General features: G+C 53.2%; 17 protein-coding genes. 9 read left to right on the top strand and 8 right to left on the bottom strand.

The genetic code is table 11. The annotated features are described in order from the left end of the window. Window positions 1–346: 346 nt before the first annotated feature. Genes EL098_RS04365 through EL098_RS04355 form a run of 3 tightly spaced genes read left to right on the top strand, consistent with a single transcriptional unit; the run spans window position 347 to window position 2,626 of the window. Window positions 347–907, top strand: coding sequence for a YfiR family protein (locus EL098_RS04365; protein WP_126355075.1), 561 nt, complete (start codon window positions 347–349; stop codon window positions 905–907). Then, window positions 900–2,144 (top strand): diguanylate cyclase DgcN, encoded by a 1,245-nt coding sequence (dgcN, locus tag EL098_RS04360; RefSeq protein ID WP_126355073.1) that lies wholly within the window; start codon window positions 900–902, stop codon window positions 2,142–2,144. The genes EL098_RS04365 and dgcN overlap by 8 nt, the downstream gene beginning before the upstream one ends. Next, window positions 2,141–2,626, top strand: a complete 486-nt coding sequence (locus EL098_RS04355; protein ID WP_126355071.1) for an OmpA family protein — start codon at window positions 2,141–2,143, stop codon at window positions 2,624–2,626. The genes dgcN and EL098_RS04355 overlap by 4 nt, the downstream gene beginning before the upstream one ends. A gap of 74 nt (window positions 2,627–2,700) precedes the next feature. Here the strand turns inward: EL098_RS04355 and rplS are convergent, their stop codons facing one another. From rplS to ffh, 5 genes are all read right to left on the bottom strand, one after another. Next, a complete protein-coding gene (gene rplS / locus EL098_RS04350) occupies window positions 2,701–3,048 on the bottom strand; it encodes a 50S ribosomal protein L19 (RefSeq protein WP_111141453.1) in 348 nt (115 codons plus the stop codon). A gap of 165 nt (window positions 3,049–3,213) precedes the next feature. Beyond that, complete coding sequence (gene trmD / locus EL098_RS04345; protein ID WP_039297408.1) at window positions 3,214–3,981, bottom strand: tRNA (guanosine(37)-N1)-methyltransferase TrmD; 768 nt, start codon at window positions 3,979–3,981, stop codon at window positions 3,214–3,216. A gap of 46 nt (window positions 3,982–4,027) precedes the next feature. Further along, entirely contained in the window at window positions 4,028–4,576 is a 549-nt protein-coding gene (gene rimM / locus EL098_RS04340; RefSeq protein ID WP_126355069.1) for a ribosome maturation factor RimM, read from the bottom strand. Window positions 4,577–4,594: 18 nt separating this feature from the next. Then, window positions 4,595–4,843, bottom strand: a complete 249-nt coding sequence (rpsP, locus tag EL098_RS04335; protein WP_008458171.1) for a 30S ribosomal protein S16 — start codon at window positions 4,841–4,843, stop codon at window positions 4,595–4,597. Window positions 4,844–4,956: 113 nt separating this feature from the next. Then, window positions 4,957–6,318, bottom strand: coding sequence for a signal recognition particle protein (gene ffh / locus EL098_RS04330; RefSeq protein ID WP_126355067.1), 1,362 nt, complete (start codon window positions 6,316–6,318; stop codon window positions 4,957–4,959). 167 nt (window positions 6,319–6,485) lie between these two features. Here ffh and EL098_RS04325 point away from each other — a divergent pair, with 167 nt between their 5' ends. Both EL098_RS04325 and EL098_RS04320 read left to right on the top strand, forming a co-directional pair. Next, window positions 6,486–7,274, top strand: a complete 789-nt coding sequence (locus EL098_RS04325) for a cytochrome C assembly family protein (protein ID WP_126355065.1) — start codon at window positions 6,486–6,488, stop codon at window positions 7,272–7,274. Between the two features lie 27 nt (window positions 7,275–7,301). Further along, window positions 7,302–8,588 (top strand): HlyC/CorC family transporter, encoded by a 1,287-nt coding sequence (locus EL098_RS04320; RefSeq protein ID WP_126355063.1) that lies wholly within the window; start codon window positions 7,302–7,304, stop codon window positions 8,586–8,588. 48 nt (window positions 8,589–8,636) lie between these two features. On the opposite strand, the gene grpE is transcribed toward EL098_RS04320, so the two are convergent. Next, the gene (gene grpE, locus EL098_RS04315; protein WP_164716772.1) at window positions 8,637–9,215 is read right to left on the bottom strand and encodes a nucleotide exchange factor GrpE; all 579 of its coding nucleotides are present in this window, start codon (window positions 9,213–9,215) and stop codon (window positions 8,637–8,639) included. A gap of 123 nt (window positions 9,216–9,338) precedes the next feature. Between grpE and nadK the strand changes: the two genes are divergently transcribed. From nadK to bamE, 3 genes are all read left to right on the top strand, one after another. Continuing rightward, the gene (gene nadK / locus EL098_RS04310; protein ID WP_126355059.1) at window positions 9,339–10,217 is read left to right on the top strand and encodes an NAD(+) kinase; all 879 of its coding nucleotides are present in this window, start codon (window positions 9,339–9,341) and stop codon (window positions 10,215–10,217) included. Window positions 10,218–10,303: 86 nt separating this feature from the next. Continuing rightward, window positions 10,304–11,965, top strand: coding sequence for a DNA repair protein RecN (gene recN / locus EL098_RS04305; protein ID WP_126355057.1), 1,662 nt, complete (start codon window positions 10,304–10,306; stop codon window positions 11,963–11,965). A 221-nt stretch (window positions 11,966–12,186) separates the two neighbouring features. Next, window positions 12,187–12,531 carry an outer membrane protein assembly factor BamE gene (gene bamE, locus EL098_RS04295; RefSeq protein ID WP_008458182.1) on the top strand — a complete coding sequence of 115 codons (345 nt, stop codon included), beginning with the start codon at window positions 12,187–12,189 and terminating at the stop codon, window positions 12,529–12,531. Between the two features lie 62 nt (window positions 12,532–12,593). On the opposite strand, the gene EL098_RS04290 is transcribed toward bamE, so the two are convergent. Next, the gene (locus EL098_RS04290; RefSeq protein ID WP_126355053.1) at window positions 12,594–12,884 is read right to left on the bottom strand and encodes an RnfH family protein; all 291 of its coding nucleotides are present in this window, start codon (window positions 12,882–12,884) and stop codon (window positions 12,594–12,596) included. Then, entirely contained in the window at window positions 12,874–13,311 is a 438-nt protein-coding gene (locus EL098_RS04285; RefSeq protein WP_126355051.1) for a type II toxin-antitoxin system RatA family toxin, read from the bottom strand. The genes EL098_RS04290 and EL098_RS04285 overlap by 11 nt, the downstream gene beginning before the upstream one ends. Before the next feature lie 153 nt (window positions 13,312–13,464). On the opposite strand from EL098_RS04285, the gene smpB reads away from it, so the two are divergent. Continuing rightward, entirely contained in the window at window positions 13,465–13,947 is a 483-nt protein-coding gene (gene smpB / locus EL098_RS04280; RefSeq protein WP_061277761.1) for an SsrA-binding protein SmpB, read from the top strand. Window positions 13,948–14,707: the final 760 nt, after the last annotated feature.

The following is a 14,707-nucleotide window of genomic DNA, read 5'->3' as shown; positions in this document are numbered from 1 at the left end:
ATTTATCGTTACACTAGAGATTTAATAGCGCTCAAACCCGGCGAAACTGTAATATTAAATTTACACAAGGCATAAGCATGCGCATTTTGCGGGCAAAAATGCATTCACCCACAAAACCGCGCGTAAAAATTCATTCCCCTTCTATGCTGATATTATCCCCGTTGCGGTTTTTCTTTGGGGAGACCAATAACGATTTACGCCATCATTCAGGGACTATTCCCGTTATTATTTTTTATTATCAGGAATATCATCACACTCAGGAATGAATGAAAGAGTCATGCGGGAGTGATATGCTCAACGGCAACATCATAAATCATAAAAGCTGCTTTTATGGGCTACGACGCTTATGGGCTGGTGGCATGTGAAAACTTTTTCTGCTTCGCGCTGGCTTACTTTATTTGCAGCATGTTTCGCCTGCCTGATATTTATCCCGTTCACGCTTGCGGCGCAACCTCCAGGCCCGCAGCTTTCTGACAGGGTCAGAACTATTGTGGCCGGTATTGTAAGCTATACCCGGTGGCCGCAGCTTCAGGGGCTTCCCAGACTGTGTATCTTCTCAACCGCTACCTATGCGGCCACGCTAAGCGATAAGAACAGCGATATATTCTTTCAGCCGCAGCTCGTTAAGTCTGAGGAAGAGGCATTACTTTTGCAGTGCGATGGGATCTATTTTGGTAAGGAAACACCGCAACAGCAGCAGCAATTAATAGAGCGTTACCAGCCCCGACCTTTATTGTTAATTGCCGAACAGAACCCACAATGCATAATTGGCAGCGCTTTCTGCCTTAATATTCATAATGACGCAGTTTCTTTTTCGGTCAACCTTGATGCACTCACGCGTAGCGGCGTCAGGGTTAGCCCGGATGTATTACTGCTGGCCCGGCCAGGGAAGAATAGTCATGAATAAGGATTTGACCGCCTCGTCACGTCCGACGTTTAAAGGGACATTACGCAGAATCAGTATTATTAGCGTGGTTATTGCCATGCTTATTGTCTGGCTGCTGCTCTCCGTCGCCTCGATGCTGACGCTAAAGCAATACGCTCAAAAAAACCTCCAACTCCTGGCGGTGACGGTAAGCCACAGCCTCGAGGCCGCCGTAGTCTTCCGCGATGGTGCCGCGGCCAACGATACCCTCGCCTTGCTCGGTAAGCAGGGGCAGTTTACCGCCGCAAAAGTTGTAGATTCTGATGGCCAGGAGTTAACCCACTGGCAGGCAGAGAAATCCTCGGAGAGCAATATGGTTGGAGGGTTGGTCACCCGATGGCTTTACCCTCATCCCATCAGGCAGCCAATCTGGCATAACGGCAAGATTATCGGTGAAATGCATCTGACGGGCACCGATGCCACCGTGACTCTCTTCGTCTGGCTTTCTCTTGGCGTGCTTACGGCCTGTATTGTCCTCGCCTCAATTATCGCCCTGGGGATTTCACGCCATTTACATGGCGATATTGATGCGGCCCTGCAGAATATTACCGACGTTGTCCATGACGTCCGCAGTAACCGTAACTTTTCGCGCCGCGTGTTGCCGGAAAAAATTGAAGAGTTCCACCTTTTTGCTCAGGACTTCAATAGCCTGCTGGATGAAATGGAAGAGTGGCAAAGGCAGCTGCAGCTTAAAAACGCCTCGCTGCAAAAGAGCGCGCTTCAGGATCCGCTGACAGGGCTGGCAAACCGCGCGGCCTTCCGCACGAAGCTGAATAAGCTTATTGAGGACACCGATAAGCTCAGGCACAGCGCGCTGCTGTTTATGGACGGCGACAACTTCAAGTTTATTAACGACACCTGGGGACACGCGGCGGGAGATGCCGTGCTCATTGAAGTCGCCCGGCGACTGCTGGCGTTTGCGAACGACCGCTATCTGGCGTTCCGACTTGGTGGAGACGAATTTGCCATGCTGCTTAACGCGGTCAGCACGCAGGGAGAGGCAGAGGCGGTGCTAAAGCATCTAAAGGAAATGGTCGAACAGCCGATCCTATTACCGGGCGAGCAGCGGGTCACCATGACCCTGAGCATTGGAGTCGCGCTCGCTAAGGACATTACGTCAGCGGAAAGTCTGATGGAAACGGCTGACCGTAATATGTACATAGAAAAACACAAGCAGCGTGAGTTGCCTACGAAACAGCACCAAAAGGATTTATCATGAAAGCCTCGCGCTTATTTGCACCAGCAATCTTCTTCTCGTTTCTGTTGGCCGGCTGTCAGTCACCGCCGTCGACCTTCTCCCCGGAGCAAGTGGCCGCTATGCGCTCCTACGGCTTCTCTGAGTCAAACGATGGCTGGTCGCTTGGGTTGTCAGACAAGATCCTGTTCGGTAAGAACCAGTACAAGCTGCAGCCTGAAAGCTACCAAACGATTCAGTCGATGGCCGCTAAGCTCTCAGCAACAGGCCTGAAGCACGCCCGCCTCGATGGTCATACCGATAACTACGGCGAAGAAGGCTACAATGAACAGCTCTCCCTTAAGCGGGCAAACATCGTCGCAGATGCCTGGGCCGAAGGCGCTAAGATCCCGCGCAGTAACCTCACCACGCAAGGGCTGGGCAAGAAATACCCGGCTGCAAGCAACAGCACCGGCGAAGGGCGCGCGGAAAACCGTCGCGTTGCGGTCGTTATCACTGCCCCATAATTTCAGCGAATTCAGCGCATAAAAAAGGGCTGCCAGATGGCAGCCCTTTTATTTGGATGTCGCCTGAGCGAATCTTAGTTAAGACGCTCTTTGATACGAGCAGACTTACCGGTACGCTCACGCAGGTAGTACAGTTTAGCTTTACGAACGGCACCACGGCGTTTAACAGCAATGCTGTCAATGACTGGGGAGTGAGTCTGGAATACACGCTCAACACCTTCGCCGTTGGAAATTTTACGAACAGTGAATGCAGAGTGCAGACCGCGGTTACGGATAGCGATAACCACGCCCTCAAATGCCTGCAGACGTTTTTTAGAACCTTCAACGACCCATACTTTCACTTCCACGGAGTCGCCCGGACGGAAGGAAGGTACATCCTGTTTCATCTGTTCTTGTTCAAGTTGCTTAATAATATTGCTCATAATTTAATCTCTTATCCTGGGTAAACTGATATTTCCCCTTCATATTTGAAGCTGCATCTGCGCTGGCTGCTCTCCTTCACCCGCATCACTTACTGAAGTAAGCTCATCGGGATCTACTCGCTTGCCATCTTGCTGCAACTCCAACTATTTTGGGGTTAAGGGGGCTTACGCCTGCCCATCATGTTTATGTTGCTGTTGCGTATGCTCTTTTTTGAACTCCGCCAGCAACCTTGCTTGCTCTTCAGTCAGAGCCAGGTTTTCCAAAAGTTCAGGTCTTCTAAGCCAGGTGCGGCCCAGCGACTGTTTCAGACGCCAACGGCGAATCTCCGCATGGTTCCCCGACAGTAATACCGCCGGTACTTCCATGCCGTCCAGCACTTCAGGACGGGTGTAGTGAGGGCAATCCAGTAACCCTTCGGCAAACGAATCTTCGGTTGCCGAGGCCTCATGTCCCAGCACGCCCGGAATAAACCGGGAGACTGAGTCAATCAGCGTCATCGCTGGTAGCTCACCGCCGCTGAGAACGTAATCGCCGATTGACCATTCTTCGTCAATTTCGGTTTGGATCACGCGCTCATCGATCCCTTCGTAACGACCGCAAACCAGAATTAACTTCTCGTTCGCCGCCAGTTCACTGACGCCCGCTTGATCAAGCTTGCGCCCCTGAGGTGACAGATAGATAACCTTAGCACCTTCTCCTGCCGCCGCTTTCGCTGCGTGGATGGCCTCCCGCAAGGGGTTCACCATCATCAGCATTCCCGGTCCGCCGCCGTAAGGACGATCGTCCACGGTACGGTGCCGGTCATAGGTGAAGTCACGCGGACTCCAGCTTTGAATGCTCAGCAGGCCATTTTTTACTGCCCGGCCAGTTACCCCGTAATCGGTAATTGCGCGGAACATCTCTGGAAACAGGCTAACAATACCAATAAACACAAGCCAATCCCCACTATGCTAGCGACTACCGTATGATTTCGGAGTTTTAAAAACCAGGATCCCAATCTACTTCAATGGTTTGAGTAGCGAGATCGACTTTCTTGATAACCTGCCCATCGAGGAACGGAACCAGCCGCTCCTTGATGCCAAATGCATCCTTCAGGTTTGCCTTGATGACGAGTACGTCATTCGAGCCGGTTTCCATCATGTCGATGACTTTACCGAGCTGGTACCCCTGAGTGGTTACTACCTGGCAGCCCATAAGGTCTTTCCAGTAATAGTCACCCGCTTCAAGAGCCGGCAGCTGCGTTGAATCGACGACAATTTCACAATTGGTCAGAAGATTCGCGGCATCCCGATCGTCAACGCCTTGCAGCTTGATGATCAGGTCCTGATTGTGGTGCTTCCAGCTTTCCAGCTGTACTTGCTGCCACTGACCGCCGCGCTGGATAAACCAGGGCTGGTAGTCAAAAATGCTTTCAGCGTCTTCGGTGGAGGAAAACACTCTGAGCCAACCACGAATACCGTAGGAGGAGCCCATCTTGCCCAACACAATGGGGTTAACAGGAGCCTGTGCGGCGAGTTGCTTGCTCATCATGACCACCGTGACAGATTAAGCTGCTTTCTTTGCTTCTTTGATCAGCGTAGCAACGCGATCAGAAACGGTTGCGCCCTGGCCAACCCAATGAGCTACGCGATCCAGATCCAGGCGAACGCCTTCTTCTTTCTCGTTAGCGATAGGGTTGAAGAAACCAACGCGCTCAATGAAGCGACCGTTACGTGCATTACGGCTATCAGTAACGACAACCTGGTAGAACGGACGCTTTTTAGCGCCGTGACGTGCTAAACGAATAGTTACCATAACATCCTCTTTAGTGAATAAAACGCCGGGCCCCATCGAGGGATGGAGCCCGGTGTCATATTAAAAGCCCGAAAATTTTACTCATTTCGGCGTAAAAAGCAATCGAAAAGAGCTTAACGGCCTGGGAAACCTGGCGGCATCATACCTTTCATGCCGCGCATCATTTTGGCCATCCCGCCTTTCTTCATTTTCTTCATCATGCGCTGCATGTCGTCAAACTGCTTCAGCAGGCGGTTAACGTCCTGCACCTGCATGCCGGAGCCCTGCGCGATACGGCGCTTGCGGGAACCTTTAATGATCTCCGGCTGCGCGCGCTCTTTCAGCGTCATCGAGCTGATAATCGCCTCCATGCGCACCAGCACTTTGTCGTCCATCTGGGATTTGACGTTGTCCGGCAGCTGGCCCATGCCCGGCAGCTTGCTCATCATGCTCGCCATGCCGCCCATGTTTTTCATCTGCTTAAGCTGCTCAAGGAAGTCGGTCAGGTCAAAGCCGTCGCCTTTCTTCAGCTTGCTGGCAAGCTTCTCTGCCTGCGCGCGGTCAACCTTGCTTTCGATATCTTCAATCAGCGACAGCACGTCGCCCATGCCGAGGATACGGGAAGCGATACGATCCGGATGGAATGGCTCCAGCGCTTCGGTTTTCTCGCCAACGCCGAGGAACTTAATCGGCTTGCCGGTAATATGACGAATCGACAGCGCGGCACCGCCGCGGGCGTCGCCGTCCACTTTGGTCAGTACTACGCCGGTCAGCGGCAGCGCTTCGTTAAACGCCTTCGCGGTATTGGCCGCATCCTGGCCGGTCATGGCGTCGACCACAAACAGCGTTTCTACCGGCTTAATCGCGGCATGAACCTGTTTGATTTCGTCCATCATCGCTTCATCGACGTGCAGACGGCCGGCGGTATCCACCAGCAGGACGTCGTAAAACTTCAGCTTCGCCTCTTTCAGCGCGGCGTTAACGATGTCGACTGGCTTTTGCTGAGCATCGGACGGGAAGAAGTCCACCTCAACCTGCTGGGCCAGCGTTTCCAGCTGTTTGATCGCCGCAGGGCGATAAACGTCCGCCGAAACCACCAACACTTTTTTCTTCTGCTTTTCACGCAGGAACTTACCTAACTTACCGACGCTGGTCGTTTTACCAGCCCCCTGCAGGCCCGCCATCAGCACCACGGCCGGCGGCTGCGCCGCCAGGTTCAGGCTGCTGTTCTCTTCGCCCATCGCGGAAACCAGCTCAGCGCGAACGATTTTGACGAACTCCTGGCCCGGCGTCAGGCTTTTGTTAACTTCATGACCAACCGCTTTTTCTTTTACGCGGTTGATAAAATCACGCACCACCGGCAGCGCAACGTCCGCCTCCAGCAGCGCCATGCGCACTTCGCGCAGCGTCTCTTTAACGTTTTCTTCGGTTAGCCGCCCACGGCCGCTAATATTGCGCAGGGTACGCGACAGACGGTCTGTTAAATTATCAAACATGGTATTTTGCCTAACGTGGTCACTGGGGCCGCAGCTCGCGACATAAAACTGAATTTGGCGGATTATATCATGAAGCCGCCTCGGGTGTGATCCAACGGTTGGAGCAGGCGGCAGGTAACGTTATACTGACTTTTTTGTTCTCTGGCCAATTTGACCGACACCTTACTATGCCCGTTTTCGCCATTCTTGCGCTTGTAGCCTACTCCGTCAGCCTCGCGCTGATCATTCCCGGTCTTCTGCGGAAGAACAGCGGATGGCGCCGCTTTGCCATTTTATCCGCCGCTATCGCGCTGGTTAGCCATGCGCTGGCGCTGGAGGCCCGCTTCTTCACCGTCGACGGCGGGCAGAACCTCAGCCTGCTTAACGTCGGCTCCCTCGTCAGCCTGATGATTTGTACGGTGATGACCATTGTCGCCTCGAGAAATCGCGGCTGGCTGCTGTTGCCGATTGTTTACGCCTTCGCGCTGATAAATCTGGCGCTGGCAACCTTTATGCCCAATGAGTTTATCACCCATCTCGAAGCCACGCCGGGCATGATGGTGCATATTGGCCTGTCGCTCTTTTCCTACGCGACGCTTATTATCGCCGCGCTGTACGCTTTACAGCTGGCATGGATTGACTACCAGCTGAAAAACAAAAAGCTGGCGTTCAGCGCTGAGATGCCGCCGCTGATGGTGATTGAGCGTAAAATGTTCCATATCACCCAGGTTGGCGTGGTACTGCTGACCCTGACGTTATGCACCGGCCTGTTTTATATGAAAAATCTGTTCAGCATGGAGAATGTCGATAAAGCCGTGTTGTCGATTCTGGCCTGGTTTGTCTACGTCGTTTTGCTGTGGGGACACTATCATGAAGGGTGGCGCGGCCGCCGCGTCGTCTGGTTTAACGTTGCCGGCGCAGGCATTCTAACGCTCGCCTATTTCGGCAGCCGCATCCTGCAGCAGTTCGTTAGCTAACCTCTTTCTCTTTAAAGGAAACCTCTTTTGGAACACATCTCAACCACCACGCTGATCGTCACCCTGATCATCATGGTGGTGGTGTCAGCGTACTTCTCCGGTTCGGAAACCGGCATGATGACGCTAAACCGCTACCGCCTGCGCCACCGGGCCAAACAGGGCAACCGGGCAGCCAGGCGCGTTGAAAAACTGCTGCGTAAGCCCGATCGCCTGATTAGCCTGGTGTTAATCGGCAATAACCTGGTCAACATTCTTGCCTCCGCGCTGGCGACCATCGTCGGCATTCGCCTGTACGGTAACGCAGGCGTGGCGATTGCCACCGGGGTACTGACGTTTGTCGTGCTGGTGTTTGCCGAAGTTCTGCCTAAAACCATCGCCGCGCTGTACCCGGAAAAAGTAGCCTACCCGAGCAGCTGGCTGCTGGGCCCGCTGCAGTTCCTGATGATGCCTCTTGTCTGGCTGCTGAACACCATCACCCGCCTGCTGATGCGTATGGTCGGCATTAAGGTCGATAACATTATCAGCACCGCGCTTAGCAAAGATGAGCTACGCACCATCGTGCATGAATCGCGCTCGCAGATTTCACGGCGTAATCAGGACATGCTGCTCTCGGTGCTCGACCTGGAAAAGGTCAGCGTCGACGACATCATGGTGCCGCGTAACGAGATCGTCGGCATCAATATTAATGACGACTGGAAGTCCATCGTCCGCCAGCTGACCCACTCCCCTCACGGCCGCATCGTGCTCTACCGCGACAATCTGGATGATGCTATTGGCATGCTGCGCGTGCGCGAAGCCTATCGCCTGATGACGGAGAAAAAAGAGTTCACCAAAGAGGTGATGCTGCGCTCCGCCGATGAGATTTACTTTGTGCCGGAAGGCACGCCGCTTAACGTGCAGCTGGTGAAGTTTCAGCGCAACAAAAAGAAAGTTGGCCTGGTGGTCGATGAATACGGCGATATTCAGGGGCTGGTCACGGTAGAGGATATTCTTGAGGAGATCGTGGGTGATTTCACCACCTCCATGTCCCCAACGCTTGCGGAAGAAGTGACGCCGCAAAACGATGGCTCGGTCATCATCGAAGGCAGCGCCAACGTACGTGAACTGAACAAAGCCTTTAACTGGACGCTGCCAGAAGATGACGCCCGCACGGTTAACGGCATGATTCTGGAAGAGATTCAGGAGATCCCGGCGGCGGGAACCCGCATCCGCCTGAGCCAGTACGACATCGATATCCTCGACGTACAGGACAACATGATTAAGCAGGTCCGCGTTACGCCGGTCAAACCGCTGCGGCAAAGCGTTGAGCAATAAGCATAAAAAAGCCAGCCGCGCGGCTGGCTTTTTACTTCTGGCAACGAATCAGGCTTTCGCTACGGAAACCATCGCGGCACGAATAGTACGGCCGTTCAGGGTGTAGCCTTTCTGCATCACCATCAGCACATTATTTGGCGCAACGTCTGCAGATTCAACCATCGCAATCGCCTGATGCACGTCCGGGTTAAACGGCACGTTGGTCTCGGCAATCACCTCAACGCCAAACTTGCGAACCACATCCAGCATCGACTTCTGGGTCAGCTCGATACCTTCGATCATCGGCGCCAGATCCGGGTTGGACTTGTCGGCCACTTCCAGAGCGCGGTCCAGGCTATCGATAACCGGCAGCAGCTCGTTCACAAATTTCTCCAGTGCGAACTTGTGCGCTTTCTCGATATCCTGTTCGGTGCGGCGACGCAGGTTAGCTAAGTCAGCCTGATGGCGAGGCTCAATCTCACGCTCGCGCTGCTTCATTTCAGCCAGCTGAGCCTGCAGATTTGCAATCTCTTCGTCGCGCGGATCCACGACATCGGCACCTTCTACGGCCTCGATTTCTTCGTGCTGATCCATTGCGATATCTTCCGGGGCTTGCTCGTTAGGTGTTTTCTGTTCTTTACTACTCATGAAATTCTCCGCGTTTTTAGCATTCATCTCGCTGCTTCGCTTATTATGGGGATCAGTTTCAGGGTTTCAAGGGAACCTGTCATATTGTCGCAGGAACCTCTGCGAATAAGGACCACCAGGATAATGAACAAACATTTCAACTGCATCGGTATTGTCGGGCATCCGCGTCATCCCACCGCCCTGACCACGCATGAAATGCTCTATCGCTGGCTGTGCGCCAAAGGTTATGAAGTGATGGTGGAACAGCAAATCGCTCAGGAGCTTAACCTCAAACAGGTGAAAACCGGCACGCTGGCGGAGATTGGCCAGCAGGCTGATTTGGCCGTGGTGGTGGGCGGCGATGGCAATATGCTGGGCGCGGCACGGGTGCTGGCCCGCTATGACATCAAGGTTATCGGCATCAACCGCGGCAATTTAGGTTTTCTGACCGACCTCGATCCGGACAACGCCCAGCAGCAGCTGGCGGATGTGCTCGAGGGGCACTACATTACCGAACGCCGCTTTTTGCTGGAAGCCCAGGTCTGCCAGCACGATACGCCCACACGCCTCAGCACGGCGATAAACGAAGTGGTGCTGCACCCGGGCAAAGTTGCGCACATGATTGAGTTTGAAGTCTACATTGACGAAATCTTTGCCTTCTCCCAGCGCTCTGACGGTCTGATTATCTCAACGCCAACAGGCTCAACCGCTTACTCGCTCTCGGCCGGCGGCCCAATCCTTACGCCGTCGCTGGATGCGATAACTCTGGTGCCGATGTTCCCGCATACGCTTTCAGCGCGCCCGCTGGTGATCAACGGCAGCAGCACCATTCGCCTGCGTTTTTCCCATATGCGGAGCGATCTTGAAATCAGCTGTGACAGCCAGATAGCGCTGCCGATTCAGGAGGGTGAGGACGTCCTCATTCGCCGCTGCGACTACCACCTCAATTTGATCCACCCGAAAGACTACAGCTATTTCAATACATTAAGCTCCAAGCTCGGCTGGTCGAAAAAATTGTTCTAAAAAATCTCCTGACCACTTTACTGTATATAAAACCAGTTTATACTGTATGAAAATACAGTTATGTTTTTTCATACAGGAGAGTGGTCATGCTCGCTCAACTCACCATCAGTAACTTCGCTATCGTTCGTGAACTTGAAATCGACTTTCATCACGGTATGACGGCCATCACCGGGGAAACCGGTGCCGGTAAATCTATTGCCATAGATGCGCTGGGCCTGTGCCTGGGCGGTCGCGCGGAAGCGGATATGGTGCGTTCTGGTGCGAACCGTGCAGATCTCTGCGCCCGCTTCTCGCTGAAAGATACGCCAGCAGCGCTACGCTGGCTGGAAGAAAACCATCTGGAAGACGGCAGCGAATGCCTGCTGCGCCGCGTCATCAGCAGCGATGGCCGCTCACGGGGTTTTATCAACGGTACGGCGGTCCCCCTTTCCCAGCTGCGCGACCTCGGTCAGTTGCTGATTCAGATTCATGGCCAGCATGCGCATCAGCTGCTGCTCAAGCCCGAGCACCAAAAAAATCTGCTGGATGGCTATGCCGGTGAACAGGCGCTTACGCAGCAGATGGCGGAACGCTATCGGGAATGGCACCAGAGCTGCCGCACGCTGGCTCAGCATCAGCAGCTGGCGCAGGAGCGTTCAGCCAAAGCGGAACTGCTGCACTATCAGCTGAAAGAGCTGAATGAATTTTCTCCCGTTGCCGGTGAATTTGAGCTGATCGACGAAGAGTACAAGCGCCTTGCCAACAGCGGCCAGCTGCTCTCTACCAGCCAGCAGGCGCTGGACGTGCTGGCCGACGGCGAAGAGACGAATTTGCAAAGCCAGCTGCACACCGTGCGCCATTTAATGGCCGAGCTGGTGGGCATGGACGATAAGCTCTCTGGGGTACTGGATATGCTGGAAGAAGCCGCGATCCAGATCTCTGAAGCCAGCGATGAACTCCGCCATTACTGCGATCGACTGGATCTGGATCCGAACCGCCTGTATGAGCTGGAACAGCGCATCTCTCGCCAAATCTCCCTGGCCCGCAAGCACCACATCACGCCAGAAGAGCTGCCGGCCTTCCATCAGAAACTGCTCGATGAACAGCAGCAGCTGGATGAGCAAACCGGCTCGCTGGAAGAGCTGCTGCAGGCCGTCGCGCTGCATCATCAGCAGGCGCTTTCCGTTGCTCAGTCCCTGCACCAAAGCCGGGTAAAACACGCCAATGAGCTGTGCCAGCTGATCACCGAAAGCATGCATTCCCTGTCAATGCCGCACGGCAAGCTCGCCATTGACGTTGAATTTAACGAAAACCACCTGACCGCCGAAGGGGCCGATCGCATTGATTTCCGCGTCAGCACCAACCCGGGCCAGCCGCTTCAGCCTCTGGCAAAAGTCGCCTCCGGCGGCGAACTGTCCCGTATTGCGCTGGCGATTCAGGTCATCACCGCCCGTAAAATGGAAACCCCGGCGCTGATCTTCGATGAAGTGGACGTGGGGATCAGCGGCCCGACCGCCGCGGTGGTCGGTAAACTGCTACGCCAGCTGGGCGAATCTACCCAGGTGATGTGCGTGACCCACCTGCCGCAGGTTGCCGGCTGCGGTCACCATCACTTCTTCGTCAGCAAAGAGACCGACGGAGAAATGACGGAAACCCACATGCAGCCGCTGGACAAACGCTCTCGCCTGCAGGAGCTGGCTCGCCTTCTCGGCGGCAGCGAGGTTACCCGCAATACGCTGGCGAACGCGAAAGAGCTGCTGGCAGCCTGACGAATTCCGATGTGCGGCGTCTCTTTCACGCCGCACATCGTACAAAAAACAGCCTCCACGCTCAGTAATCTGCTTTTCTGCCACCTTTTCAGCCAACTTTTTTATGCTCCCACTGTCAGAGTTGAGCGCCTTAAGGTTTTAAACTGCTTAAAGGTCTATTATCATCGGCATAATACGAATGAGCCACGCACTACTCGGGCCCGAAAAGGAATCAAATCACTATGCGTTGTAAAATGCTGACTGCTGCCGCAGCGGTTCTTCTGATGTTGACCGCAGGCTGTTCCACTCTGGAGCGAGTGGTTTACCGCCCAGACATCAACCAGGGTAACTACCTGGCACCGAATGATGTGTCCAAGCTCCGCGTTGGAATGACGCAGCAGCAGGTGGCCTACACGCTGGGCACGCCAATGATGTCCGATCCGTTCGGCACTAACACCTGGTTCTATGTCTTCCGCCAGCAGCCGGGCCACGAAAACGTGACTCAGCAAACGCTGACGCTCACCTTCAACAGCAGCGGCGTACTGACCAACATCGACAACAAACCGGCCCTGACTAAAGGGGAATAAGGTTTAGTCGAAGCATTAAAAAAGGTGCTATTTAGCACCTTTTTTGTCTTTTGCAGATGGGGTTATTTCTGGGCAGAGCGCTCGGCTCGCTGACGGCGCAGCTCTTTGGGGTCGGCAATCAGCGGGCGGTAAATCTCAACCCGATCGCCGTCATTCACTTTATCTGCCAGCTTCACCGGGCGGCTATAGATACCCACTTTGTTCTGCTTCAGATCTATATCGTCGCGCAGCTCCAGCAGGCCAGAGGCGGTAATCGCCTGCTCCACCGTACTCCCTTCTTCAAGTTTCACCTGGCGCAGATACTGCTTCTGCGGCAGCGCGTAAACGACTTCTACCTGAATCTCACGCGGCACGGTAAACCTCTTTGGCTCGGGTGGTAAATGCCTGAACCATGTTGCCCGCAAGCTCCTTAAAGATGCGGCCAAACGCGAGCTCAATCAGCTTATTGGTAAACTCAAAATCAAGCTGAAACTCGATGCGGCAGGCGTCTTCGCTAAGCGGGGTAAACTTCCAGCCTCCCAGCAGTTTCTTAAAAGGCCCGTCCACCAGCTGCATCAGAATGCTCTGGTTATCGGTCAGCGTATTTCGGGTGGTAAAGGTTTTGCTGATCCCGGCTTTCGAAACGTCTACCGCCGCCGTCATCTGATTAGCCGATGCGTCTATCACCCGGCTACCGGTACAGCCAGGTAAAAATTCCGGGTAAGACTTCACGTCATTTACTAACTGGTACATCTGCTCGGCGCTGTAAGGCACCAAAGCAGTACGGCTAATCTGCGGCATAACAATTCCTGGGAGTCATAAATCGGACAAATAATAACATTTATCACCGCGCAAACAAAAACTCTCTGCCGCTCATGCTAAGATAAGCGTTTCCTCCTCGCGCAGGTCGCGGGGTGTCTTTGAACTCCTGGATTACGTATACTGAGCAGCACTATGACTAAGAAAAAAGCACACAAACCAGGCTCAGCCACCATTGCGCTAAACAAGCGTGCCCGCCACGAATACTTTATCGAAGAAGAGATTGAAGCGGGCCTTGCGCTGCAGGGCTGGGAAGTAAAATCACTGCGCGCCGGGAAGGCGAACATCGGCGACAGCTACGTTATCTTTAAAGATGGCGAAGCGTATCTGTTTGGCGCCAACTTTACCCCGCTGAACGTGGCATCAAGCCATGTCGTCTGCGATCCCACGCGCACCCGTAAACTGCTGCTGAACAAGCGCGAGCTGGATAACCTCTTCGGCAGCGTCAGCCGTGACGGCTACACCGTCATCGCCCTGTCGCTGTACTGGAAGAACGCCTGGTGTAAGGTGAAAATTGGCGTAGCCAAAGGCAAGAAACAGCATGATAAACGTACCGACGCTAAAGACCGTGAGTGGGCGGTAGACAAGGCTCGAATCATGAAGAACGCCGGTCGTTAAGGCGCTTGTGCTTTTGATCTTTTAAGCGGCTCTTCTCCAGCAGAGCCGCTTTAAAAACATCCTCGCATTTTTAAACTTCAGCTAATATGACGCAGTTGACCAAGGCGTGTTCTGTAAATTAAGTCACGCTAAAGAATATATACTATTTCCCTTCATTACCCCACAGTACCTCAATAACGTAGAACCCAGATATATTATATTTCACCGGCTCAATATCGCTTATCCAACCGCACTCACAAAATAAAAATTTCACCCTATTAATTTCTGACTTAAATCACAGTTTATTTCCCCTGCAAGGCGCTATTTCCCTGCTAAAAACAGGGGTTACCCACCCCTGTTGCTGCTGAAAAAAACGGCCCTACCCGTAATACCAATAAACATTTAAAGCTTTATTTTCATATAGATAAAAAACAACCTACGTCTTACGAAGCCAAACGGTTAGCTTGTCTTATTCAGGTGTGCATCTCAGGTCGACGAATATTTTAGGGTGACTTACATACTGTTAAATATGGCTTAAGTTGCGCTTTCATTTTTTCCTGTCTATATCATCAATAGTCTCTTTTAATTAAACGACGAGTCTATGACCCTGAGAATTAAATAATTTCGATTCCGCCACGGAAACGCTCAATTTATTAATAATCACCGTCATCAATTTTTCGATGATGCACCCTCTTTTTCGCTTCTTTATGGCGAAGGGCCCTGCTCATTTAAACATTTTGCTTTCGGTAATTAACACCTTATGCCGGGACTCAGACTACCA

This window comes from Cedecea lapagei (genome assembly GCF_900635955.1).
Lineage (GTDB): Bacteria > Pseudomonadota > Gammaproteobacteria > Enterobacterales > Enterobacteriaceae > Cedecea > Cedecea lapagei.
This window is presented reverse-complemented; position numbering and strand designations above follow the sequence as displayed.